The following is a 21822-nucleotide window of genomic DNA, read 5'->3' on the forward strand; positions in this document are numbered from 1 at the left end:
GACGAGAGGGAGCGGGATGCAGGACGACGACCTGGGCGTGGTGCTCGACCGGATCGACGAGGCGGCGCTGCCCGAGGGCCGTCCCCTGGACACGACGACGCCGCCCGAGCCCGCCGACGAGCCCGCGGAGCTCGTGCGCCGGTGGAGCCGCTGGGCGGACGGGGGCACGAGGCCGTACGACGGGGTGCCCGACGTGCTCAGCGCCCGGTGGCTCGTCCTGGCGCACTGCCACAAGGCGGGGTGGACCAGGGAGGGCGGCGAGCTCTCCCCGTTCGAGGTGGCGGCGGCTGCACGGGCCGCAGCGGCGGCCGGCGCCGACGAGCAGGACGCCGTCGAGCCGCACGGCTTCCTGTCCCCGCGCGAGCGGATGGCCAATGCGCGCCGTGCCGTGCTGGAGCCGTCGCTCGAGCTCCCGCCCCTGGAGAACCTGCGGCCCTCGCCGGTGACGCCGGAGGGCGTCGTCTCGGCGCCGTACCTGATGGGCATCGACACCGGCCGTCTCCAGCTGCTGCGCTGGGTGCTGGAGGGGCCGGACGCGGCGCTCGCCTGGTATGCCTCCACGCCCCGCGACATCGACCGCTGGGCGGCCACGCCCGTCATGCGTGCGTTGCTGCGCAGCGGCGGTATGCAGCCGCCCGTGATCGCCCCGCCGACCACGCCGGCGCGCCGGCTCCAGGCGAGCGCGCTCGCCGCCACGCCCGCGGAGCACGCCGCGCTGCTGGCGGAGACCTCGCTGGACGACGTCGCCCTCCTCTTCAACCGCCAGCCGGTGATCACCCTCCCGATCCTGGTGTCGCTCGCCCTGCCGCTCGACGCGGACGGACGCCAGGCCCTGATCGACCGCCTGGACGCCCACGACGAGGACGGCGTGCGCAGGGCCATCTCCTGGAACGGCGACGCCCAGGCGACCGGCCTCGCGCTCGCGATGTTCGGGACGTCGATGTTCGAGCGGATGGTCACCGAGGCGCTGGCACTGCCCCGGCTCGGGAAGGCCGCCAGCCTCGGCGCGCGGGTCAGCGGTCCCGCCGCCGTCGGCGGCATGCTCCGCATCGCCGCGGCGGGCACGGAGTCCTCCCCGGAGGCGCGCGCCTGGCTGACGGCTCACCCGGCCGCGGTCGCGGCGTACGACGGCCACCCGGAAGCCGAGGGCGCCCGTCACCACGTGGTGCTCGCGGACGTCGCCCGGGAGCACGCGATGGCGGACGCGACGTACGACCCCGTCCACCCGGTCGCCGCGGGCGTCGCCGCGCGGGTGCACGAGGTCACCGCGTTGCCGGGGCTCCACGCCGACGCGCTGCCGGCGTGGTGGACGGCGGCCGTCGCGGCCGAGGCCGCAGCCCCCGTGACGGTGAAGGTCGCGAAGAAGCTGCCCGAGTCGACCCCCGCCCTCCGGCTGCGGGTCGTCGACGGCGATGCCGGGGGCGGCGCCGTCCGGGTCGACGGGCCCCTGGCGGAGGAGGTGCTCGTGTCGGCGCTCGCCTCCGATCCGACGGACGGGCCGCGGCCCCTGGCGGCGGCCGTCGTCGACCGGATGCGGGCCGTCGAGCGGGACGAGGCGGGCGGCATCGTGCTGCGGTCGTGGCGGGACGCGGGCGCCCCGGTGCGGGACGCCCGCCTGCTCGTGGCGGCGGGGTTCCTCGGCGCCGACGGCGTGGTGGCCGAGGTCGCGACCCAGGTGAACCGGTGGGTGCAGGAGAGGGACACGAAGCGCGCCGTCCTCGGCCTCGAGGTGCTCGCCGCGGCGGGCTCGGCGGCGTCGCTGCAGGCGCTCGCCGGGGTGGCGGCGACCTCGCGCGCGAAGAAGCTGAAGGAGGAGGCCGAGGGCTGGCTCGCGCGCCTCGCGGCCCGGCAGGGCCTCACCTCCGAGGAGCTCGCCGACCGGGTCGTGCCCGACCTCGGGCTGGATGCGCGCGGGGTGCGGGTCCTCGACTACGGCGAGCGGCGCTTCCGGGTGGCGCTCGGCGCGGACGGCAAGCCCGTCGTCCACGCGCTCGGCGCCGACGGGCGCCCGACGGGGAAGGCGGCCGCGACGCTGCCGCCGGCCCGGGCCGCTGACGATCCCGAGCGGGTCGAGGACGCCAAGGACGCCTTCAAGCAGCTGCGCACGCAGTTCGCCGACGTGGTCAGCATCCAGACGGCGCGCCTCGAGCAGGCGCTCGTGACCGGTCGCGTCTGGACCGCCGACGACCACGCCGCGTTCGTGCTGCGCCACCCGGTCATGGGCACCCTCGTGCGGGCGTTGGTCTGGCGCGTCGAGGGACCGGACGGCGTCGCGCTGGTGCGGGTGGACGAGGGGGAGTACCTCACGGTCGACGGCGATCCGTTCGAGCCGGCCCCGGGCGCCACCTTCGCGCTCGCCCACCCCCTCGACGTGGACGAGCCGACCCGCGCGGCCTGGCAGCAGCACCTCCTCGACCACGACCTGCAGCCGCCCGTCGAGCAGCTCACGCGCGAGGTGCGGAGGCTGCCGGACGGCCAGAGCGGGGTCGACCTCGCCGACCTGCCGGCCGGCGCGCTCCCCCCGACGACCCTGCTCGGCGTGGTGCAGAAGCAGGGCTGGCGCCAGGCGGCCGTGACGACACGAGCGCTGAGGGAGCTCTTCGTGCTGGCCTTCCCGCCGCTCGGGGTGACCGCGCTCCTCCAGGTGACGGGACTGGCGCCCGGGCGCGTGCAGGACTCCGACGTGCAGGAGGTACGGCGCGTGGTCGTCGCGCCGATCGGTGCGGTGGGACCGGAGACCGAGGAGATCGACGAGCAGCTCGCTGCGTCGCTGCTCGATTGGCGGAAGGTGCCGCCGCGGGTGGTGTCGGAGGTGCGCCGCTCGCTGGACGCGTTGGCGACGCGGATGGAGGCCTGACCCCCCCGGGGGTCGTGGTGCGAGGCCACCACTTTCCGCAGGCCTCACACCACGACCGGGGACGACGGGTGGCGGAGGAGGGGTCAGGGCATCCGCAGGACGCCGAGCCCCTTGTAGAGGTCCACGCGCTCGATGGTCGCGCCGGGCTCCGACTCGGCCCAGCGCTCGCCGGTGGTGCGTTCGTCGGAGCGGTCGTAGTCGTCCATGAGCACCAGGGCGCCCGGGGCCAGGCGGTCGCGCATGACCGGGAACGCCGGGTAGCGCGCCTCGGGGCCACCCGATCCCGGCGGGCCGTCGACGATCATGAGGTCGATCGGGGGCAGGTCGCCGATGGCCGCCGCGTCGTACCACTGCGGCTCGTGGCCCGCCACGGGCGAGTCGACGAGCGGCGCGATGCGCACCTCGGCGACGTCGGCGACGCCGGCCTCCTCGAGGGTGCGCTGCGTCTGGCCGCCGTAGTAGGCGTCGTGGTCGACGGAGATGATGCGGGTCGGCAGGCCGTACTGCTTCGCGACGAGACCCATGAGCAGCGTTGACGAGCCGGAGCCGAACTCCAGCACCGTCGCCGGGCGGCGGGTGCGGAGCAGGTCGACCAGGTAGAGCAGCAGGTCCGGCGACGCGGCGAAGCCGCTGAGACCGGGCAGGGGCCGCTCGATGCGCACCGCGTCGAAGAGCTGCAGGAGCGCCTGGGTCTGGCGGGTCGTGCCGACGTTCTCCGCCGTCAGCATCTTCTGCACCTCGTCGAGGGCCGCGGCGCGCACGCGGTGGAGCTCGGCCCGCTCGGCCTTCGCGGAGTCGGCGACGGCGCCGCGCACGAGGTCGGTCGTGCGGATCGCGTTCTTCTCGACGGACTCGCGGAGACCGTCGGTGCGCGCCTTGAGGAGCGTCACCACCGTCTCGGTGCCCGCCCCGACGTGGCGGTCGTTGACCGCCAGCCGGCCGGCCACACCGTGCAGGGCGCCGAGCAGCACGGCCTGCACCGTCAGCACCGCCCCGATGCCGAGGCCGACCAGCCAGGCACCCTCGAGGTCCACCACCGCCGCCGCGAGGAGCGGCAGCCCGACGAGCCCGAGCAGGGCGGTCAGGGCGACGAGGGGACGTCCCCGTCGGGGCAGGAGCGTGCTCAGTGGCGTGCGTGACGTCATGGGCAGGAATGTATCCAGACCCGCCGACGGTGTGGGGCAGCGGCGCGTCAGGCCAGGCCGCGGATCGCCCGGGCAGGCGGGCGCCGGCCCGCGATGGTCCACGCCATGTCGACCACCTGACGCGTCTCCGGCACCTGGTGGACGCGGTAGATCCGGGCACCCGCCTGCGCGCAGATCGCCGTGGCGGCCAGCGTGCCGAGCAGGCGGTCACCCACCCCGCGGTCGAGCGTCTCGCCCACGAAGTCCTTGTTGGAGAGGCTGACGAGCACGGGCCAGCCCGTCGCGACCATCTCGCCCAGCCGGCGGGTCACCTCGAGCGACTGGAACGTGTTCTTCCCGAAGTCGTGGGCGGGGTCGATCACGATCGACTCCCGCGCCACGCCGGCGGCCAGCGCGCGCTCGGCGTACGCCTTGGTGTCGGCGATCGCGGAGGCGACCACGTCGTCGTACGTCAGCCGGTGCGGCCGCGTGCGCGGCGTGACGCCGCCGGTGTGGGTGCAGATGATCGCGGCGTCGTGCTCGGCGGCGGCGTCGACGAGCTCGGGGTCGGCGCCGCCCCAGGCGTCGTTGAGGACGTCGGCGCCCTCGGCGCAGACGGCACGGCCGACGGAGGCGCGCCAGGTGTCGACGGAGATGACGAGGTCGGGGTACGCCGCGCGCACCCGCGCCACGAACGACACCACGCGGCGCCGCTCCTCCGCCTCGTCGATCTCGACGCCCGGCGCGGCCTTGATGCCGCCGATGTCGACGATCTCCGCGCCCTCGTCGACGACCTGCGCCACGCGGTCGAAGGCCTTGTCCTCCGCCCAGGTGGCGCCCTTGTCGTAGAACGAGTCGGGCGTGCGGTTGACGATCGCCATCATCAGCGTGGCGTCGTCGGGGAACGAGTGCCGACCCAGGCGCAACGTCATGCGATCTCCTCCGGTGCCACGACCGTGCGTTGGGGTGGGCGCTCGCCCACGGTCACGGCCCGCAGGTGCGGTACGGCACCGGCCTCGGTGCGCACGAACTGCCGGAGGCCGACCGTGTCGACGCCGGCGACGTCGCCCGTGCGACGCGCCACCGCGGCCAGGAGCTGCGTCGCCATGGCTCCCAGGTCGGCGAGCGCCTGGTGGCGGTGGGAGCGGCGCCCCAGGTCGACCTGGGCGATCGCGTCCGCGCCCCGCGCGCGGAGGGTGTCGACGAGCGCGGCCAGCTCCACGGCGTACCCGGTCGGGACGCTGAGCGAGGCGAACAGCTCGCGACGCACCGCCCACTCGCCGGCCAGCGGCTGCACGAGCCCGGCGAGCTCCGGGAACGCGAGCGCGATCAGCGGGCGGGCGACGAGCTCGGTGACCCGACCCCCGTCGTACGGACCCCCGCCCTCGACGTCGAGCGGCCGCTCGTAGAACCCCTTGACGAGGCCCACCGTCGGGTCGGTGAGGAGCGGGCCGAGGAGGCCGGGCACGAAGTGGGTGTCCCACTCGCGGAGGTCGGCGTCCATGAAGACGAGCACGTCGCCGCGCGTCACGAACAGCGACTTCCATATCGCCTCGCCCTTGCCCGGCGCCCAGCCGAGGTCGGGGCGGATCTCGGCGGCGGCGTGCACCACGGCCCCCGCGTCGGCCGCGGCCCGGGCCGTGCCGTCGGTCGAGTCGGAGTCGATGACGACGATCTCGTCGAGCAGGCGCGCGGTCTCCACCAGCCGCTCCCGCACCCGGGTCACCACGTCGCCGACGGTGGCGGCCTCGTTGCGGGCCGGTACGACGAGGCTGACGGTGGCGCCGGACGCCTCACGCGCGGCGAGGAGGGCGTCGAGCGACCAGTCCTGCCAGTGGTGGGTGCGACGGGCCGACCACGCGGACGTGGCGTCGTCGGGGCGCGGCGCGTTCACCTCGACAGGTTAGAGGTGGGGCGGGAACGGGCTCGGCGGAGGTCGTGCCGGAGCAGGTCCCACGCTGGGGCCGCGTCGCTAGCCTGATCGGCATGAGCACACCGGTGCGGACGGCCCCCGAGCGCGGGCCGGTGCGCGACGCCGCGACTCTGGTCGGCGGGTTCGTCGCAGTCCTGTGGATCCTCGAGGTGGTCGACCTGCTCGTCGGCAACCGCCTCGACCAGTTCGGCGTGCAGCCGCGCACCGACGAGGGCCTCGTCGGCATCGCGACGGCGCCGCTGCTGCACCTCGGCTTCGAGCACCTCGTCTCGAACACGGTCCCGCTGCTGGTGCTCGGGTTCGTCATCGCCCTGTCCGGGATCGGTCAGGCCCTCGCGGTCACCGGGGCGATCTGGGTCATCGGCGGCTTGGGCACCTGGCTGTTCGCCCCGTCCGGCACCAACCACATCGGCGCGTCGGTGCTGGTGTTCGGGTTCATCGTCTACCTGGTGCTCCGCGGCTTCTTCACGCGGCGGCTCGGCCAGATCGCCGTCGGCGTCGTGGTGCTCGTGCTCTACGGCGGTGCCCTGTGGGGCGTGCTCCCGGGCCAGCCGGGCATCTCGTGGCAGGGCCACCTCTTCGGCGCCATCGGCGGAGGGCTCGCGGCGGCGATGCTGACGCCGCGCCGTACGGACACGACAGGAGCGATCGCATGACCGCCTTCTCGGTGACCCACGACGCGACGGCGGTGCTGCCCGTCGAGCGGCAGGCCGTGTGGGACGTGCTGACCGACCCGGCGACCCTCGCCGAGCTGACCCCGATGCTCACCTCCATCGAGGAACGGGGGGAGCACTGGGTGTGGCGGATGGCGAAGGTGCCGGGCCTGAGCCTCGCCGTCGCCCCGGAGTTCACGGAGCGGATGACGTTCAAGGAGCTGGAGCGGATCGAGTTCCGTCACGACCCGCCCGCGGGGCGGGACGAGGACGCGGGGGCGGAGGGCTGGTACGAGCTGCGCGACGCCACCGACGAGGAGCGCGGCACCGCCGAGGTGGCCGCCCACCTCGCCATCAGCCTGACCATCACCGTCGACCTGCCGCTCCCGCGGCTGTCGGCGCCGGCGGTCAAGACCGCCATGAAACGGGTCGTGGCCTCGATGGGCAACGGGTTCGCGGAGAACCTCGACCGGCACCTGGGGATCTGACCCCTGGCTCTCCCCGCCGACACGCGGTCGTGGTGTGAGGCCACCGAGAAGTGACGGCCTCACACCACGCCCGCGACGGGCTGTCGGGTCAGGCGCCCGGGATCCAGTCGAACGTGTCGGGGTTGGGGCCGGTGCGCCCCTCCTCGCCCTTGTCGAGCGCGGTGATCCGGTTGACCTCGTCGGCGGACAGGGTGAAGTCGAAGATGTCCGCGTTCTCCTTCACCCGCTCCGGCGTGACCGACTTCGGGAAGATGATGTCGCCGCGCTCGATGTGCCAGCGGAGCGTCACCTGGGCGGCGGTCTTGCCGTACTTCTCGGCCAGCTCCACGAGCACCGGGTCGTCGAGCACCGCGCCCTGCGCGATCGGCGACCAGGCCTCGACCGCCACGTTCAGACGGCCGGACGCGAGGCGGGCCTCCTCGTTCGTCAGGTAGGGGTGCACCTCGATCTGGTTGATCGCGGGCACGATGCCCGTCTCGTCGACGATGCGCTTCAGGTGCTCCGGGTGGAAGTTGGAGACACCGACGGACGTGGCCTTGCCCTCGGCGGCCAGCTCGGTGAGCGTGCGCCACGTCGAGACGTAGTCGCCGCCGTAGCGCGTCGGGAGCGGCCAGTGGATGAGGAAGAGGTCGACGTGGTCGACGTCGAGCTCACGGAGCGACTGCTCGAGGGCGGCGCGGGCGACGGAGGGCTCGTGCGAGTCGTTGTTGAGCTTCGTCGTGATGTAGACGTCCTCACGGGCCAGGCCGGAGTTGCGCAGCGCGCGGCCGACACCGGCCTCGTTCTGGTACATCTGCGCCGTGTCGATGTGGCGGTAGCCCGCCTCGAACGCGGTCAGCACCGCGCGCTCCGTCTCGTCCGGCGGCACCTGGTAGACGCCGAAGCCGAGCTGGGGGATGGTCGTGCCGTTGTTGAGGCTGACGGTCGGGATCTGTGCGGAAGCCATGGCAGTGACAGTGCCACCGCGTTCAAGATCATTCCGCCCCGTGAGCCGACTCACCCGTCGAGGACGGCGCTGAGGCGCACGGCGTCGATCGAGTGCGCGCGTCCCACCGGCTCGCTCGTGAGCGCTCCCGCGTGCGTCGCGAGACCCTGCGCGAGCGCCGGGTCGGCCACGCAGGCGTCACGCCACCCGCGGGCGGCGACCTCCGCGACGTACGGGAGCGTCACGTTGGTCAGCGCGTAGGTCGAGGTGTGCGGCACGGCGCCCGGCATGTTGGCGACGCAGTAGAACGTCGCGTCGTGCACGCGGTAGGTCGGGTCGGCGTGGGTCGTGGCGCGGGAGTCCTCGAAGCAGCCGCCCTGGTCGATCGAGATGTCGACGAGCACGGCGCCGCTGCGCATGCGGGAGACCGTCTCGTTCGTGACGAGCGTCGGGGCCTTCGCGCCGGGCACGAGCACGGCGCCGATGACGAGGTCCGCCTCGAGCACGGCCTCCTCGAGCGTCAGGGCGTTGGACGCGACCGTCTGCACCCGGTGCCCGAACAGCTGGTCGGCCCGCCGCAGCGCCGCGGGGCTGCGGTCGAAGAGCAGCACGCGCGCGCCCATCCCCAGCGCCACCGTGGTCGCGTTGAGCCCCGCGACGCCCGCGCCCACGACGACGACGTTCGCCGCGTAGGTGCCGGGCACGCCGCCCATGATCACACCGCGACCGCCCAGCACACCGGCCCCGGCGCGCATCAGGTGGTAGGCGCCCGCCTGCGGCGCCAGCCGTCCCGCGACCTCCGACATCGGGGCCAGCAGCGGCAGCCCGCCGTCCGGCCTCTGCACCGTCTCGTAGGCGAGCGCCGTCACCTCGCGCGCCAGCAGCTCCTCGGTGAGCGCCTTGTCCGCCGCGAGGTGCAGGTAGGTGAACAGCACGAGGCCCGGCCGCAGCCGGTGGTACTCCTCCGCCACCGGCTCCTTCACCTTGAGCACCAGCTCCGCCTCCGCCCAGGTGGCGTCGGCCGCCTCGTCCGCCGAGGCCCCGCTGACGATGCGGGCGCCCGCCGCGGCGTACTGCTCGTCCGTCAGCGCGGAGCCCAGCCCGGCGCCGCTCTGCACGAGCACCTCGTGGCCGTGCGCGACCAGCTCGGTGACGCCGGCGGGGGTGAGGGCGACGCGGTACTCGTGGTTCTTGACCTCGGTGGGGACACCGATACGCATGGGGGCTCCTCGGACTCGTGGACGCGCGGTGGCGCGGCAGGACGCGGCCTCGGGGTGTGACGCCGCTCACTCATTGTGACGGCTGCTCACACCGGATTCACAGAGTCCCCTCAACGGACGTTGGGCCGACGGGTGTCAACTTGATGCCATGAACGATCCCCGTCCCTCCGCTCCGCCGCCCCACGAGCCGGAGCGTCCCGCGACCCAGCCGCTCCCCTCGTACGGCGCACCCGGCGCGTTCCCGCCGCCGGGGGAGCAGTACGGACAGGACCCTGCCGGGGCGCACGCCTCCGGCGCTCACCCCGCCGGTGCTCATGACGCCTGGGGCCAGCCCGCGGCGTACCCCCAGCAGCCCCAGCAGCAGCTCCCCCCGCAGGCCGGGTGGGGCCAGGTCCCGCCGGGCGCCCAAGGGCCGTACGGCGCGTACGGCGCGTGGCCGCCCGCTCCGCCGCCGCGCCGCCGGCGGGGAGCCGGCGTGCTCGCCGCGGTCGCCGGCGGCGTCATCGGCGCGGCGCTGACCTGCGCCGTCGCGATCCCGGTCGTCCTCAACAACGCCGACGACGACACCCGGCCGAGCAGCTCGACCTCGGGCGGCGCCGACATCGACGACCTCGTCAACCGCGGGGGCGGCGACACCGACGAGGCGTCCGACCCCGGCGAGGTGTCCGACGCGGGCGTGCTGCTCGTCAACACGGCGCTCCAGGGCGGCGAGGGTGCCGGTACGGCGATGGTCCTCACCTCCGACGGGCTCGCGGTCACCAACTACCACGTGGTCGACAACTCCACGACCGTCGAGGTCGAGGTGGCCGCGACGGGGGAGCAGCACGAGGCGACGGTGCTCGGGTACGACGCGGCCGCCGACGTCGCCGTCCTCCAGATCGACGGCGTGAGCGACCTCGACACCGTGACGCTCGACGACGACGGCGGGGTCGACGTCGGCGACGCCGTCGCCGCGCTCGGCAACGCCGGCGGCCAGGGCTTCCTGTCCGAGGTGCGCGGCGAGGTCACGTCGCTCGACGAGAGCATCACGACGACCGACCAGTACAACGGCAACGAGACCGAGATCAGCGGCCTGATCGAGACCGACGCCGACGTCGTGCCCGGCTACTCCGGCGGGCCCATGTTCGACGCCGAGGGCGAGGTGATCGGCATCAGCACCGCCGCCGCCTCCACCAACGGCCAGGACGGCCCCACGTCCTCCGCCGTGCCCGGTTCGCAGGCCCAGGGCGCGGGGCAGGTCCAGGAGGGCGGCGGCATCAGCTACGCCCGTCCGATCGACGAGGCGCTCGACGTCGTGCAGGCCGTCATCGACGGCGACGAGGGCGACGGCATCGTGGTCGGCACCCCCGCCTACCTGGGCGTCAGCATCGACCCGTCCGGCGGCGAGCCGCTCGTCGCCGCCGCCGAGGCCGACACCCCCGCCGGCCAGGCCGGCCTCGAGGAGGGCGACGTCATCACCGCCATCGGCGACACCCAGGTGTCCACCTTCGACGAGCTCGCGGCCGCCGTCGCGTCCCACGAGCCCGGCGACACCGTCACCATCACCTGGGAGCGCGACGGCCAGGAGATGAGCGGCGAGGCGACCCTCACGGAGTCGCCGCTGAACTGAGCCTCCCCAGGCTCCCGCTGACCCAGGGCGCCGCACGGCCGAGGACCCGAGACCTCGCTGTGCGGCGCTCTGCTGTTGAGCCTCGCTGGGCCCTTGGGCATCGCTCCGTTCGGCCGTGCCCGCGGCGCTCGGGGCTCCTGCCCTTCGGTCGATCCCGACCACGTCTCCTCCGCTGCGCTCCTCCGACGCGGCCGCTCCTCCCTCAGGGCACGAGCGCGCCGCGGGCGGCGGGTTCGGACCAGCGGCGTACCGGTTCGAGTTCTGCGAAACGGACGCGACCTGAGGGGTGGTCTGGATGCATGCGTTCCGCAGAACAGGCCGCGGTGCTTTCTGGCCTCGCTCCGCTCGGCGTGCCCGCGGCGCTCGGGGCTCCTGCCCTTCGGTCGATCCCGACCACGCCTTCCCCGCTGCGCTCCTCCGACGCGGCCGCTCCTCCCTCAGGGCACGAGCGCGCCGCGGGCGTCCGGATGGGGCCGCGGGTTGGCCAAGACTGTGCGGTTGGGGCGGGCTGGATCGCGCAGGGGCTGTCCCAGCCGCACATTTCCCGCGGTGACCTGGTCCGGGCTGCGCTCCTCCGACGCGGCCGCTCCTCCCTCAAGGCACGAGCGCGCCGCGGGCGGCGGGATGGGGGCGCGGGTGGGCCAGGACTGTGCGGTTGGTGCGGGCTGGATCGCGCAGGGGCTGTCCCAGCCGCACACTTCGCGCCGTCGGCGGGAGCGCCACCCGAGACACCCGAGACACCCGAGACCCCCGAGACCCCCGAGACGCCGCGTGGCCCCAGCGCGACGGAAACCGTCGCGCTGGGGCCACGACCCCCGGAGGTCAGTGCCGCGCGTGGGCGCGCTCGAGGCTCTCGCCCTCGACGTCGACGCGGGGCAGGACGCGGTCGAGCCAGCGGGGGAGCCACCAGGCCTTCTCGCCCATGAGGTACATCAGCGCCGGGATCAGCGTCATCCGCACCACGAAGGCGTCGATGAAGACCGCCGTCGCCAGGGCGAAGCCCATCGCCTTGATGAACGACATGTCCATCAGCATGAAGGCCGCGAAGACCGACATCATGATGACGGCGGCGGCCGCCACGACCCGGGCCGAGTTGCGGAAGCCGTCGATGACGGCCGCGACCGAGTCGGCGCCGTGCACGTGGGCCTCGCGGATGCGGGTCACGAGGAACACCTGGTAGTCCATCGCCAGGCCGAACACCACGCCCACCAGGAAGATCGGCATGAAGCTCACGAGGGGCTGGCCCTCGACGAGCCCGAGCGCGCCGTCCTGGAACACGAGCACCGTGATGCCGAGCGTGGCGAGCACCGTCAGCAGGAAGCCGAGGGTGGCGGTGAGCGGCACCAGGATCGAGCGGAACACCAGCACGAGCAGCAGGAACGCCAGGCCGATGACGACCACGAGGTAGATCGGCAGCGCGTCGTTGAGCCGGTCGGAGACGTCCACGGCGACGGCGGTCATGCCGGTGACGCCCAGCTCGGCGCCGGTCGACGACTCGATGTCGCCCTGGGTGTCGCGCAGGTCGGCGAGCAGATCCGTGGTGGCGGCGTCCTCGGCGCTCGACTCGGGCGTGATGAGCACCAGCGCACCGGTCGCGGCCGCGGGGTCGCCCTCCGGGTCGGCGTTGGTCTGCGTGATCTGCGCGTGGGCGACGTCGTCCTGCTCCGACGCCCAGGCGACGACCTCGCCGAAGGCGGCCTGGCGCTCGGCGTCGTCGGCGATGTCCCGGCCGTCGACGACCGCGAGCAGCGGTGCCTGCCGACCGTCACCGAACGCCTCGGCGATGAGGTCGGACGCCTTGCGCTGCGTCGTGTCGCTCGGGCTCGTCGAGTCGCTGGGGAGGGCCAGCTGCAGGTTCTGCACGGGTACGGCGAGGGCGCCGAGCGCGATGACCACGAGCACCACCGCGGCGAGCGGCGAGCGTCCGACGAGCTTGGCCCAGCGCACGCCGTTGTTGACGATGCGGCCGTCCTCGTCGCGCTTCGGGTCGTAGCGCCGCACGGTGCCGCCGAAGGCCTTCGACTTGAGCATGCCGAGCACGGCGGGCAGGAGCGTGAGGGCCACGAGCACGGCGAGGAAGACGCCGCTGGCGGCGGCGAGACCCATCGCCGTGAGGAACGGGATGCGCACGACGGCCAGCGCCGCGAGCGCGATGAGCACGGTCAGGCCGGCGAAGACGACGGCCGAGCCCGCCGTGCCGACGGCGATGCCCATCGCCTCCTCGCGGTCGTCCGTGTGCTGCAGCTCGCTGCGGTAGCGGGCGAGGATGAACAACGCGTAGTCGATGCCGACCGCCAGGCCGATCATCACCGCCAGGATCGGGGTCATGTCGGAGACGTCGGTGAACGCCGTCATGCCGGTGACGCCGAGCGACGTCAGGGCGACGCCCACGATGGCGGTGACGATGGGCAGGCCCGCCGCGACGAGGGAGCCGAAGGTCAGCACGAGCACGACGAGGGCGACCGCGATGCCGATGAGCTCGGAGGCGCCGCTGATCTCCATGACCTGCAGGCCCGGGCCGTTGGCCTCCACCTCGAGCCCGTCGCCGCGGGCGTCGTCGAGGAGCTCCAGGATCGCGTCCTGGCTCTCGGGCTCTATGTCCGTGGGCTCGTCGACGTCGAAGTCGAAGGTGATGAGCCCGACCCGGCCGTCCGCGTCGACGGGCGCGAGGTTGGCGATGTCCTCGGGGCTCGCGCCACCGGCCGCCAACGCCTCCTCCTGGGCCGCGGCCGCGGCCACCGGGTCGAGGATCGGCGCCTGCTCGCTCGAGAGCACCTGCGGGCTGTCGGAGATTTCGGTGACGAGCTGGGTGATGCGCTCGGCGTACGCCGGGTCGCTCAGCTGCTCGCCCTCCGGGACCGCGACGACGACGGTGACCGAGGTGTCGTTGAGGGCGTCCTCGGCGCCGGGGAACAGCTCCTTCTGGAGCTCGCTCGCCCGCTCCGAGGGGATGCCGGGGATCGAGAACGTGCTGCTCGTCGGCTGCTGGATCGCGAGCGCGGTCGCGCCGACGGCGACGAGCGCGACGACCCAGACGCCGATGAAGGCCGGCCACCGCCGGAAGGCGGTCTTTCCGAGCCGGTAGAGAAGGGTGGCCATCGCTGGTGCTCCTGTCGGGGTGCGGGCGTGGGGTGCGGGTGGGTGCGGGGGGTCGGTACGTCGCGCCGGCGGCTCAGGCGAGCAGCCGTCGGACGGTGCCGAAGTGGCGGGAGAAGAGGTCGGAGAGCGGGGTGTCGTCGCCGGCGATGCTGGCGTCGATGGCGGTGTCGAACACGACGAGCAGCACCCGGATCAGGAGCAGGGCGCCCTCCTGGTCGATCTGCTCGCCGCCGCGGGCGCGCACGGCCTCCTGGAGGTCGACGGCCAGCTCGGCGAACCGGTCGTGGACCGCCTCGACCAGCCGGGGGATCTGGAAGAGCCGGCGGTGCAGCACCATCTCCTCGCGCGTGGGCTGCTCGATCGCCAGCACCTCACGGGCGAGGTGCTCGAGGTCCGCCCCGAGGTTGCCCGTCGGTCCGCCGGACGCGAAGGCCGTCATGGCCTCGGCGGGCACCTCGATCGGCGGACCCAGGCAGGCGTCCACCTTCGACGGGTAGTAGTTGAAGAGCGTGCGGCGCGCGACCCCCGCCGCCTCGGCGAGCTCGTCCATCGTGAACCCGTCCAGACCGTGCTCCGTCGCCAGGCGCTGGGCGGACAGCATGATGCGGCGCGCGGTCTCCTCGCGCTTGCTGGTGCGGTGGTCGACCGCTCCGCTTTCTGCACTCGTGCTCACGAAGTGCAAGTTTGCACTGCGCATCCAAAAGTGCAAAACACTGTGCCTGTGACGTGCACCGCAGTCGGGGGTGGGCGGTTGTCCCGCGCCGTCCCGGGCTCACAATTGGGTCCATGTCCGTCACGCAGGAGACCCTCGCCCGTGCACCGCGACCCGGCGCCGAGGTGCTCGCCGAGCCCATGCGCTCCCGCTGGAGCCCCGCGGTGTTCGCCACCGACGTCCCCGTCACCGACGAGGAGATCGCGTCGCTGCTGACCGCCGCCGCCTGGGCCCCGTCGACCGGCAACACCCAGCCGTGGTCGTTCGTCGTCACCCGGGTCGGCACCGCGGCGTACGACGCCGTCGTCGGCACCCTCAGCAACGGCAACTCCGGGTGGGTGCCGACCGCACCGGTCCTCATCGTCGCCGCTGCGCTCACCGGCGAGTGGGAGGGCCGGAAGGGGATGGGCGACTACGCGCTCTACGACCTCGGCCAGTCGGTCGCGCACCTGACCCTCCAGGCGCAGGCCATCGGGCTGCACAGCCACCAGTTCGCGGGCTTCGACCACGACGCGGCGGCGACGGCGCTCGGCGTGCCGGAGGCCTACCGCGTCATGGCCGGCATCGCCGTCGGTCGCCTGGGCGGGGACGAGCACCTCGCACGCGCCGCCGAGGGCGACGTCGCGCGGCACACGAAGGACCGGACGCGCCTGGGTGCCTCCGAGGTGGGGTACGACGGCGCGTGGGGCACGCCCTTCCCCGTCTGATCAGGAGTCGCGATCGCCCCCGCCCGAGCGGGGCGTGTCGGTGCCCGCCCCCGGCTCGCCCGCGGCCGGGCCGGGGCGACGCCGTCCCGACCGCCGCGCGACGACGGCGAAGACGACGAGCACGAGCAGCACGAGGCCGAGCACGACGAGGCCCAGCACGACCATGGATCCGAGCTGGGCCATCAGCTGCTCGATCCGCAGCCGCCGCCACCGCAGGACGACCCGGAGCTGCACGAGCTCGAGCTGCACGAGCTCGAGCCGCAGGACGAGTCGTTGCCGGAGTCGCTGCTGCCGCAGCCGCCGACGTAGCCCCCGCCCGCGCCGTACGCCCCGCCGCGTCCGGCGGACCGCCGTCGCTGGCCTGATGACGCGCTCGTGCTGACGGCGAGGGCGATCGCTCCGGCCACCACCGCCAGCACGACGCACACGATGACGATCGTCATGGTGCAGCTCCTTCCGAGAGGCCGGCGCGGTGCCGGCGCGTGAGGTGCCAGGTGCGGGAGCCCAGTCCGAGGACCAGGGCCCGCCGCCCGGCGATCGTCACGACGGCCGCGGGGCGGCGACCGTCGTGGACGGCGTGGAGGCGCAGCCAGTCGGCGGCGTCCGGGTGGGTGCGCGGGAGCCACGCGGTGAAGGCCGCGAGGTCGTCGTGGGCGCACCCGGCCGCGGGGTGCTCGGCGGCCCAGCCGTGGAAGTGGTCGCGCCAGCCGGGCAGCAGGTCGAGCTCGGGGGCGACCCGGTGCACGGCGTCGCTGCGCTTGCGGTGGAGCACGCGGGTCGTCAGCGCCGTGCCCGCCGCGCTCGCCGGGGCGAACCCGGGCGGGGCGTCACCGCGCAGCAGCGCGGCCAGCACCTCCTCCTGGCGGCCGGCCAGCCGCGCGCGGGCGCTCACCGCGCCGCTCCCGCGGGGAGGCGCCGGTCGACGGCGGCGCGCAACGCGTCGTACTCGCTCCGCACCGCCTCCGGCGTCACGTCCTCGTCCCGCTCCAGGAGGATCCCGGGGACGGGGAGCCCGCGGTGCCGGTACGCCGCGGCCAGCGTGCTCACGAGGTCGAGCACCGGCGGGATCATCGCGTGGGCGTGGGTGTCGAGGTAGAGCCCGTCGGGCCGCTCCTGGCCGCCGGCGACGTGCACGTAGGCGACCGCCTCCAGCGGGAAGCGCAGGAGGTCGGCGACCGGGTCGCTGCCCCGGGCGACAGCGCTGGCGTGGAGGTTGGCGACGTCGAGGACGAGCCGGCAGCCGGTGCGCTCCACGAGCGCGGTGAGGAAGTCGGGCTCGTCGAGCGTGTCCTCGGGCCAGGTGAAGAGGGCCGCGATGTTCTCCACCGCCAGCGGCACCGGCAGGGCGGCCTGGGCGGCCCGGACGTTCTCCACCAGCACGTCCAGGCTGTCGGCGGTGCGCGGCGGGGGCAGCAGGTGGCCCGCCTCGAGCACGTCGCCGTGCAGCGGATCGGGCGTCGCGGCGGCCCGCACGAACGCCACGTGCTCGCTGACCAGCGGTGCGCCGAAGGCCGCCGCGAGCGCCGCGAGGTGGGCCAGGCGACGCGGGTCGGGCAGCTCCGCCCCGCCGAGACCGAGGGTGACGCCGTGGGGGACCACCGTGACGCCCGCGTCCCGCAGCGCCACGAGCTCGTCGGGGAGCCGCGCGGGGTCGACGTTCTCCGCGACCACCTCGGTGAAGGAGAGGTCGCCGGCGGCGGCGTACGCGGCGAGCAGGTCGGCGACCGGCCGTCGCCACGCGACGGCCGTGCCGGTGGGTGCCCGCTCGGTCATGCGCCGGAGTGTGCGCCGCGCGGAGGGGGTCCAAACCGCTGCCGCACGGACCGGGACCGTCGGAGGTGGCCGCTACGGTCCCGGCATGGTCCGTCGTCGCACCGCCGCCCCGCGCCTCACCGCGCCCGCCCTCGCCTCGCTCGTCGACGGCGACCCGGCGGCGCTGCGTCCCGGCGGCGAGGTCGACGGCCTGCGGTTCACCGGGCTCCGCCTCTCCGCGCTCGAGCTCGCCGGCGCGCGGGTCATCGAGTCGCAGCTGGAGGACGTGCACGCCGACGAGACCGACCTGTCGGGCGCACGGCTCTCCGACGTGGCCCTCGACGGCGTGAGCCTGCCGGTGGTGCGCGCGGTCGGCGGGCAGTGGCGCGACGTGCGGGTCGCCGGCCGGCTCGGGTCGCTGGAGGCCTACGAGTCGTCGTGGCGCTCGGTGCACCTCGTCGGCTGCAAGCTGAGCTTCGTCAACCTGCGCGGGGCCGAGCTCCTCGACGTGCTCCTCACGGGGTGCGTGGTGGAGGAGCTCGACCTCGGTGGTGCCACGCTCAGCCGCGTGCGGCTGGAGGACACGACGGTCGGCCGTCTCGACGTGCAGCAGGCGCAGCTGCAGGACGTCGACCTGAGGGGCGCCCGGCTCGACGACGTCGTCGGCGTGCGCGACCTCCGCGGCGCCACCGTGTCGCCCGCGCAGCTGAGCCAGCTCGCCCCGGCCATCGCTGCCGAGCTGGGTCTGCGGGTGGAGGACTGACCCGGCGGCCGGTTCAGGCCCCGTCGGTGCGTCGGTCGCGCTCCGCCGCCGCGAGCACGTCGGCGTCGGTGCACGCGAGGGCGAACGCGGCGATGCGCGCCCGGATCTCCCGTCCCAGCAGCCACTGCCCGATCGGCTCCGCGACGGGGCGCAGCCAGGCGGGCCGCACGGTGTAGCTGTACTTCCACGAGGCCAGCGTCCCCGCGATCGGCGTGCCGTCGAGCACCCGCTCCTCGGGCGCGAACCGCCACCCGCCGCCGAACGTCGCGAAGAACCAGGGGCCGCTCACCATGGTCATCCCGACGGACGCCGGGGGCCGGTACGACGCGTACTCGCTCACCATGCGCAGCCCGATCCGCGCCCGGGTGACGGTGCGGACGCCCTTGGCGGGGCGGTCGGCGTCGACGAGGTGCTGGTGGCGGACGAACGGGTCCCAGGCCAGCCGCACCTCGCCCGTCGTCTGGGAGACGGCGAACGCCGTGGCCGGGCTGACCGGCACCCACTGGGTGGCGCTGACCTGGGGCACGGGTCAGAGCCCGAACTCGGCGCGGCGCCCCTCGGGCACCAGGTCGGCGTACTCGGGGTGCTTCGCGACGTACCCGCGGAAGAAGGGGCAGAACGGCAGCAGGGAGCGGCCGTCGGCCCGCAGCCCGTCGAGCACCGCGACGGCGAGCTGCTTCGCGAGGCCCTGGCCGGCGAAGGCGTCGTCGATCTCGGTGTGCATGACGGCGACGACGGTGCCGTGCTCGCGCAGGCGGTAGTCGGCGAACCCGGCGAGGGCGCCGTCGACGCGCACCTCGAAGCGGGCCGCGTCGGTGTTGTCGGTGACGGAGACGTCGGTCATGAGGGGGACGCTACCCCTGTCCGGGCGCTGACCTGCGCCGACAGAGCGGTCGCTCGCTTTTGGACACTGTGGTCGCACGTGACTTGCCCGTAACCCGAGGGCGGCCCGAAGGTGTGTTCCATGGCCCCCGTCACGTCCACTCCCGCGACCACGTCGTCGTACTCGATCACCATGCGTCTGCACACGACGCCCGACAACAGCCACATCGGCACGGTCGCCACCGCGATCTCCGGTGCGGGTGGTGTCGTCACCGCCATCGACGTCGCGGAGTCCCGCCACGACCGCCTCGTGCTCGACGTGACGTGCTCCGCGTCGAACGCCGACCACTCGCAGGCGCTCGTCGACGCGGTCAGCGCCCTCGAGGGCGTGACGGTCCACAAGGTCTCCGACCGCACCTTCCTGCTGCACCTCGGCGGCAAGATCGAGGTCTCCTCCAAGGTCTCGCTGAAGACGCGCGACGACCTGTCGATGGCCTACACGCCGGGCGTCGGCCGGGTCTCCCGGGCGCTCGCGGAGAACCCCGAGGACGTCCCGCGCCTCACCATCAAGGGCAACTCGGTCGCCGTCGTCACCGACGGCTCCGCCGTGCTCGGCCTGGGCAACATCGGCCCCGGTGCCGCGCTGCCGGTCATGGAGGGCAAGGCGGCGCTCTTCAAGCGCTTCGCCGACATCGACGCGTGGCCCATCTGCCTCGCGACCCAGGACACCGACGAGATCGTCAAGGCCGTCGAGATGATCGCCCCCGGCTTCGGCGGCATCAACCTCGAGGACATCTCCGCCCCGCGCTGCTTCGAGATCGAGGCCCGCCTGCGCGAGAAGCTCGACATCCCGGTCTTCCACGACGACCAGCACGGCACGGCGATCGTCGTGCTCGCCGCGCTCACCAACGCGCTGCGCGTCGTCGACAAGCAGCTCGAGACCGTGCGGGTCGTGGTCTCCGGCGCCGGTGCGGCCGGTACGGCGATCGTGAACCTGCTCCTCGCGGCCGGCGTCACCGACGTCGTCGTGGTCGACAAGATCGGCTGCCTCGTCAGCACCGACGAGACGCTGCCCCCGGCGCACCGCGAGCTGGCGAGCCGCACCAACCCGCGTCAGGTGACGGGCACCCTGCAGGACGCGCTCGTCGACGCGGACGTCTTCATCGGCGTCTCCGCCCCGGGGATCCTCCAGGGCGAGTGGATCCCGACGATGGGCCGCGACCCGATCGTGTTCGCCCTGGCGAACCCCGACCCGGAGATCGACCCCAACGTGGCGAGCCAGTACGCCAAGGTCGTCGCCTCGGGCCGCTCGGACTACCCGAACCAGATCAACAACGTGCTCGCCTTCCCGGGCGTGTTCCGCGGTCTGCTCGACGCCCGCGCCTCCGAGGTCACCCAGGAGGCGCTGCTGCGCGCCGCCGAGGCGATCGCCCTCGTCGTCACCGACGAGGAGCTCAACCCGAGCTTCATCATCCCGAGCGTCTTCGACCCCGCCGTCCCGAAGGCCGTCGCCGCGGCCATCGCGGGCGAGGAGCACGTGAAGATCTGATCCCCCGGGTCGTGGCCGCAGCGCACCGTCGTCCGGTGCGCTGCGGCCACGACCGCGTTCGGGGGCAGGCCCCCGTAACAGCGCAGGAGTAGCGTCGCCGCACCACGCGACCCCGCGCGTGGTCGATGCAGTCGATGCAATCGATGCAGGAGGCCCGATGGCACCGGTCCCGTTCCGCACCCAGCTGCTGCGCCGCAAGCCGCTCGCCACGCGCGGCGGGCACGACGGCCCCGAGCTGGGCCGCAGCATCGGCACGTTCTCGCTCATGATGTTCGGCGTCGGCGCCACGGTCGGCACGGGCATCTTCTTCGTGCTCCAGGAGGCCGTGCCCGACGCGGGCCCCGCGGTCGTCGTCTCGTTCCTCGTCGCCGGCCTCGCGGCGGGACTGTCGGCGATCTGCTACGCCGAGCTGGCGAGCGCGATCCCGGTCAGCGGCTCGACCTACTCCTACGCCTACCACGCCCTCGGCGAGCTCGTCGCGATGGTGATCGCGGCCTGCGTGCTGCTGGAGTACGGCGTGAGCTCGGCCGCCGTCGCCGTCGGCTGGAGCGGCTACTTCAACGAGCTGACGGGCTCGGTGCTCGGCGTGCGCCTGCCGCAGGAGCTCTCCGTGTCGCCGGTGCCCTACGAGGACGGGCCCACCGGGTGGATCAACCTCCCGGCCGTCGTGCTCGTGCTGCTCTGCATGCTCCTGCTGGTGCGCGGGGCCAGCGAGTCGGCGCGGGTCAACACCATCATGGTGATCATCAAGCTGGCCGTGCTCGGGCTGTTCGTGGTCGTGGGCTTCACGGCGTTCGAGGTCGACCGGTTCGACGCCTTCTGGGCCGCCGGTGCGGCGGGCGTCTCCGCCGCGGCCGCCACCATCTTCTTCTCCTTCATCGGCCTCGACGCCGTGTCGACGGCGGGGGAGGAGGTGCGCGATCCGCAGCGGGCCCTGCCCCGCGCGATCATGGGCGCGCTCGCCGTGGTCATCACGGTCTACGTGCTCGTCGCCATCGCGGGCGTCGGCGCGCAGCCGGCGTCGGAGTTCGAGAGCCCCGAGCAGCAGGAGGCCGGGCTCTCGGTCATCCTCCAGAACATCACCGGATCCAGCATCCCGGGCACGGTGCTCGCCGCGGGCGCGGTCATCTCGATCTTCTCGGTGACCCTCGTGACCCTCTACGGCCAGACCCGGATCCTCTTCGCGATGGGCCGCGACGGCATGCTCCCGTCCCGCTTCGCGCGGGTGAACCCGCGGACCCTCACCCCGACGTACAACACCGTCGTCGTCGCGATCGTCGTCGCCCTGGTCGCGGGGTTCGTGCCGAGCGACTACCTGTGGGACACGGTCTCCATCGGCACGCTCGGCGCGTTCATCGTGGTCGCGCTGGGGGTGCTCGTGCTGCGGCGCACGCAGCCCGACCTGGAGCGGCCGTTCCGGGTGCCGGGCTACCCGGTGACGCCGGTGCTGACCGTCGTCGTCTGCGTCTACATCCTGTCGGGCCTGCCTGCCGTCACCTGGGCGATCTTCGGCACGTGGCTGGCGGTCGTGCTCGCCTTCTACCTGCTGTGGGGCCGGCGGCACGCGCGCCTCAACGACCCCGCGGCCGCTCGGGGCGAGGGGGTCTGA

21 protein-coding genes are annotated in these 21822 nt (G+C 73.9%); 8 read left to right on the forward strand and 13 right to left on the reverse strand.

Annotated elements, in window-relative coordinates:
- Window positions 1-16: 16 nt before the first annotated feature.
- Window positions 17-2857: a DUF4132 domain-containing protein gene (locus PIR53_16995; protein ID WZH51702.1), complete on the forward strand. Its 2841-nt coding sequence runs from the start codon at window positions 17-19 to the stop codon at window positions 2855-2857.
- Between the two features lie 83 nt (window positions 2858-2940).
- Here the strand turns inward: PIR53_16995 and PIR53_17000 are convergent, their stop codons facing one another.
- From PIR53_17000 to PIR53_17010, 3 genes are read right to left on the reverse strand one after another with little or no spacing between them, the layout of a single operon-like run.
- Window positions 2941-4002 (reverse strand): class I SAM-dependent methyltransferase, encoded by a 1062-nt coding sequence (locus PIR53_17000; GenBank protein WZH51703.1) that lies wholly within the window; start codon window positions 4000-4002, stop codon window positions 2941-2943.
- A 47-nt stretch (window positions 4003-4049) separates the two neighbouring features.
- The gene (folP, locus tag PIR53_17005) at window positions 4050-4913 is read right to left on the reverse strand and encodes a dihydropteroate synthase (GenBank protein ID WZH51704.1); all 864 of its coding nucleotides are present in this window, start codon (window positions 4911-4913) and stop codon (window positions 4050-4052) included.
- A complete protein-coding gene (locus tag PIR53_17010; protein WZH51705.1) occupies window positions 4910-5875 on the reverse strand; it encodes a glucosyl-3-phosphoglycerate synthase in 966 nt (321 codons plus the stop codon). Before PIR53_17010 ends, folP begins: the two co-directional genes overlap by 4 nt.
- Before the next feature lie 92 nt (window positions 5876-5967).
- On the opposite strand from PIR53_17010, the gene PIR53_17015 reads away from it, so the two are divergent.
- Window positions 5968-6570, forward strand: coding sequence for a rhomboid family intramembrane serine protease (locus PIR53_17015; protein WZH51706.1), 603 nt, complete (start codon window positions 5968-5970; stop codon window positions 6568-6570).
- Window positions 6567-7055 (forward strand): SRPBCC family protein, encoded by a 489-nt coding sequence (locus PIR53_17020; GenBank protein WZH51707.1) that lies wholly within the window; start codon window positions 6567-6569, stop codon window positions 7053-7055. Before PIR53_17015 ends, PIR53_17020 begins: the two co-directional genes overlap by 4 nt.
- Window positions 7056-7143: 88 nt before the next feature.
- Here PIR53_17020 and PIR53_17025 read toward each other — a convergent pair whose 3' ends face one another.
- Both PIR53_17025 and ald read right to left on the reverse strand, forming a co-directional pair.
- Window positions 7144-8001 (reverse strand): aldo/keto reductase, encoded by an 858-nt coding sequence (locus tag PIR53_17025; protein WZH51708.1) that lies wholly within the window; start codon window positions 7999-8001, stop codon window positions 7144-7146.
- Between the two features lie 50 nt (window positions 8002-8051).
- Window positions 8052-9200 carry an alanine dehydrogenase gene (gene ald / locus PIR53_17030; protein WZH51709.1) on the reverse strand — a complete coding sequence of 383 codons (1149 nt, stop codon included), beginning with the start codon at window positions 9198-9200 and terminating at the stop codon, window positions 8052-8054.
- A 148-nt stretch (window positions 9201-9348) separates the two neighbouring features.
- Between ald and PIR53_17035 the strand changes: the two genes are divergently transcribed.
- A complete protein-coding gene (locus tag PIR53_17035) occupies window positions 9349-10809 on the forward strand; it encodes a trypsin-like peptidase domain-containing protein (GenBank protein ID WZH51710.1) in 1461 nt (486 codons plus the stop codon).
- A gap of 822 nt (window positions 10810-11631) precedes the next feature.
- On the opposite strand, the gene PIR53_17040 is transcribed toward PIR53_17035, so the two are convergent.
- Together PIR53_17040 and PIR53_17045 are read right to left on the reverse strand one after the other, a co-directional pair.
- Entirely contained in the window at window positions 11632-13908 is a 2277-nt protein-coding gene (locus PIR53_17040) for an MMPL family transporter (GenBank protein ID WZH51711.1), read from the reverse strand.
- A gap of 73 nt (window positions 13909-13981) precedes the next feature.
- The gene (locus PIR53_17045) at window positions 13982-14581 is read right to left on the reverse strand and encodes a TetR/AcrR family transcriptional regulator (GenBank protein WZH51712.1); all 600 of its coding nucleotides are present in this window, start codon (window positions 14579-14581) and stop codon (window positions 13982-13984) included.
- 113 nt (window positions 14582-14694) lie between these two features.
- Between PIR53_17045 and PIR53_17050 the strand changes: the two genes are divergently transcribed.
- Window positions 14695-15327, forward strand: coding sequence for a nitroreductase family protein (locus PIR53_17050; protein ID WZH51713.1), 633 nt, complete (start codon window positions 14695-14697; stop codon window positions 15325-15327).
- Here the strand turns inward: PIR53_17050 and PIR53_17055 are convergent, their stop codons facing one another.
- From PIR53_17055 to PIR53_17070, 4 genes are read right to left on the reverse strand one after another with little or no spacing between them, the layout of a single operon-like run.
- Window positions 15328-15510 carry a hypothetical protein gene (locus PIR53_17055; protein WZH51714.1) on the reverse strand — a complete coding sequence of 61 codons (183 nt, stop codon included), beginning with the start codon at window positions 15508-15510 and terminating at the stop codon, window positions 15328-15330.
- Window positions 15510-15770 carry a hypothetical protein gene (locus PIR53_17060; protein WZH51715.1) on the reverse strand — a complete coding sequence of 87 codons (261 nt, stop codon included), beginning with the start codon at window positions 15768-15770 and terminating at the stop codon, window positions 15510-15512. The genes PIR53_17055 and PIR53_17060 overlap by 1 nt, the downstream gene beginning before the upstream one ends.
- Window positions 15767-16219, reverse strand: a complete 453-nt coding sequence (locus PIR53_17065; protein WZH51716.1) for a hypothetical protein — start codon at window positions 16217-16219, stop codon at window positions 15767-15769. The genes PIR53_17060 and PIR53_17065 overlap by 4 nt, the downstream gene beginning before the upstream one ends.
- On the reverse strand, window positions 16216-17100 hold the full coding sequence (locus PIR53_17070; GenBank protein ID WZH51717.1) for a DUF692 family protein: 885 nt from the start codon (window positions 17098-17100) through the stop codon (window positions 16216-16218). Before PIR53_17070 ends, PIR53_17065 begins: the two co-directional genes overlap by 4 nt.
- Window positions 17101-17185: 85 nt before the next feature.
- Here PIR53_17070 and PIR53_17075 point away from each other — a divergent pair, with 85 nt between their 5' ends.
- Complete coding sequence (locus PIR53_17075) at window positions 17186-17842, forward strand: pentapeptide repeat-containing protein (protein WZH51718.1); 657 nt, start codon at window positions 17186-17188, stop codon at window positions 17840-17842.
- A 13-nt stretch (window positions 17843-17855) separates the two neighbouring features.
- Here PIR53_17075 and PIR53_17080 read toward each other — a convergent pair whose 3' ends face one another.
- Window positions 17856-18368: an SRPBCC family protein gene (locus PIR53_17080; GenBank protein WZH51719.1), complete on the reverse strand. Its 513-nt coding sequence runs from the start codon at window positions 18366-18368 to the stop codon at window positions 17856-17858.
- 3 nt (window positions 18369-18371) lie between these two features.
- The gene (locus tag PIR53_17085) at window positions 18372-18686 is read right to left on the reverse strand and encodes a GNAT family N-acetyltransferase (GenBank protein ID WZH51720.1); all 315 of its coding nucleotides are present in this window, start codon (window positions 18684-18686) and stop codon (window positions 18372-18374) included.
- Window positions 18687-18806: 120 nt separating this feature from the next.
- Here PIR53_17085 and PIR53_17090 point away from each other — a divergent pair, with 120 nt between their 5' ends.
- Both PIR53_17090 and PIR53_17095 read left to right on the forward strand, forming a co-directional pair.
- The gene (locus tag PIR53_17090) at window positions 18807-20213 is read left to right on the forward strand and encodes an NAD-dependent malic enzyme (protein WZH51721.1); all 1407 of its coding nucleotides are present in this window, start codon (window positions 18807-18809) and stop codon (window positions 20211-20213) included.
- Window positions 20214-20370: 157 nt separating this feature from the next.
- The gene (locus PIR53_17095) at window positions 20371-21822 is read left to right on the forward strand and encodes an amino acid permease (protein ID WZH51722.1); all 1452 of its coding nucleotides are present in this window, start codon (window positions 20371-20373) and stop codon (window positions 21820-21822) included.

The sequence above is a fragment of the Nocardioides alkalitolerans genome, assembly GCA_038184435.1.
GTDB classification, from domain to species: Bacteria; Actinomycetota; Actinomycetes; order Propionibacteriales; family Nocardioidaceae; genus Nocardioides; species Nocardioides alkalitolerans_A.

Bases quoted from the DNA above. Each gene is read 5' to 3' on its own strand.
- PIR53_16995 (WZH51702.1), top strand. From the start codon at position 17: ATGCAGGACGACGACCTGGGCGTGGTGCTCGACCGGATCGACGAGGCG.
- PIR53_17000 (WZH51703.1), bottom strand. From the start codon at position 4,002: ATGACGTCACGCACGCCACTGAGCACGCTCCTGCCCCGACGGGGACGT.
- folP (WZH51704.1), bottom strand. From the start codon at position 4,913: ATGACGTTGCGCCTGGGTCGGCACTCGTTCCCCGACGACGCCACGCTG.
- PIR53_17015 (WZH51706.1), top strand. From the start codon at position 5,968: ATGAGCACACCGGTGCGGACGGCCCCCGAGCGCGGGCCGGTGCGCGAC.
- PIR53_17020 (WZH51707.1), top strand. From the start codon at position 6,567: ATGACCGCCTTCTCGGTGACCCACGACGCGACGGCGGTGCTGCCCGTC.
- PIR53_17025 (WZH51708.1), bottom strand. From the start codon at position 8,001: ATGGCTTCCGCACAGATCCCGACCGTCAGCCTCAACAACGGCACGACC.
- ald (WZH51709.1), bottom strand. From the start codon at position 9,200: ATGCGTATCGGTGTCCCCACCGAGGTCAAGAACCACGAGTACCGCGTC.
- PIR53_17035 (WZH51710.1), top strand. From the start codon at position 9,349: ATGAACGATCCCCGTCCCTCCGCTCCGCCGCCCCACGAGCCGGAGCGT.
- PIR53_17040 (WZH51711.1), bottom strand. From the start codon at position 13,908: ATGGCCACCCTTCTCTACCGGCTCGGAAAGACCGCCTTCCGGCGGTGG.
- PIR53_17050 (WZH51713.1), top strand. From the start codon at position 14,695: ATGTCCGTCACGCAGGAGACCCTCGCCCGTGCACCGCGACCCGGCGCC.
- PIR53_17055 (WZH51714.1), bottom strand. From the start codon at position 15,510: ATGGCCCAGCTCGGATCCATGGTCGTGCTGGGCCTCGTCGTGCTCGGC.
- PIR53_17060 (WZH51715.1), bottom strand. From the start codon at position 15,770: ATGACGATCGTCATCGTGTGCGTCGTGCTGGCGGTGGTGGCCGGAGCG.
- PIR53_17070 (WZH51717.1), bottom strand. From the start codon at position 17,100: ATGACCGAGCGGGCACCCACCGGCACGGCCGTCGCGTGGCGACGGCCG.
- PIR53_17075 (WZH51718.1), top strand. From the start codon at position 17,186: ATGGTCCGTCGTCGCACCGCCGCCCCGCGCCTCACCGCGCCCGCCCTC.
- PIR53_17085 (WZH51720.1), bottom strand. From the start codon at position 18,686: ATGACCGACGTCTCCGTCACCGACAACACCGACGCGGCCCGCTTCGAG.
- PIR53_17090 (WZH51721.1), top strand. From the start codon at position 18,807: ATGGCCCCCGTCACGTCCACTCCCGCGACCACGTCGTCGTACTCGATC.
- PIR53_17095 (WZH51722.1), top strand. From the start codon at position 20,371: ATGGCACCGGTCCCGTTCCGCACCCAGCTGCTGCGCCGCAAGCCGCTC.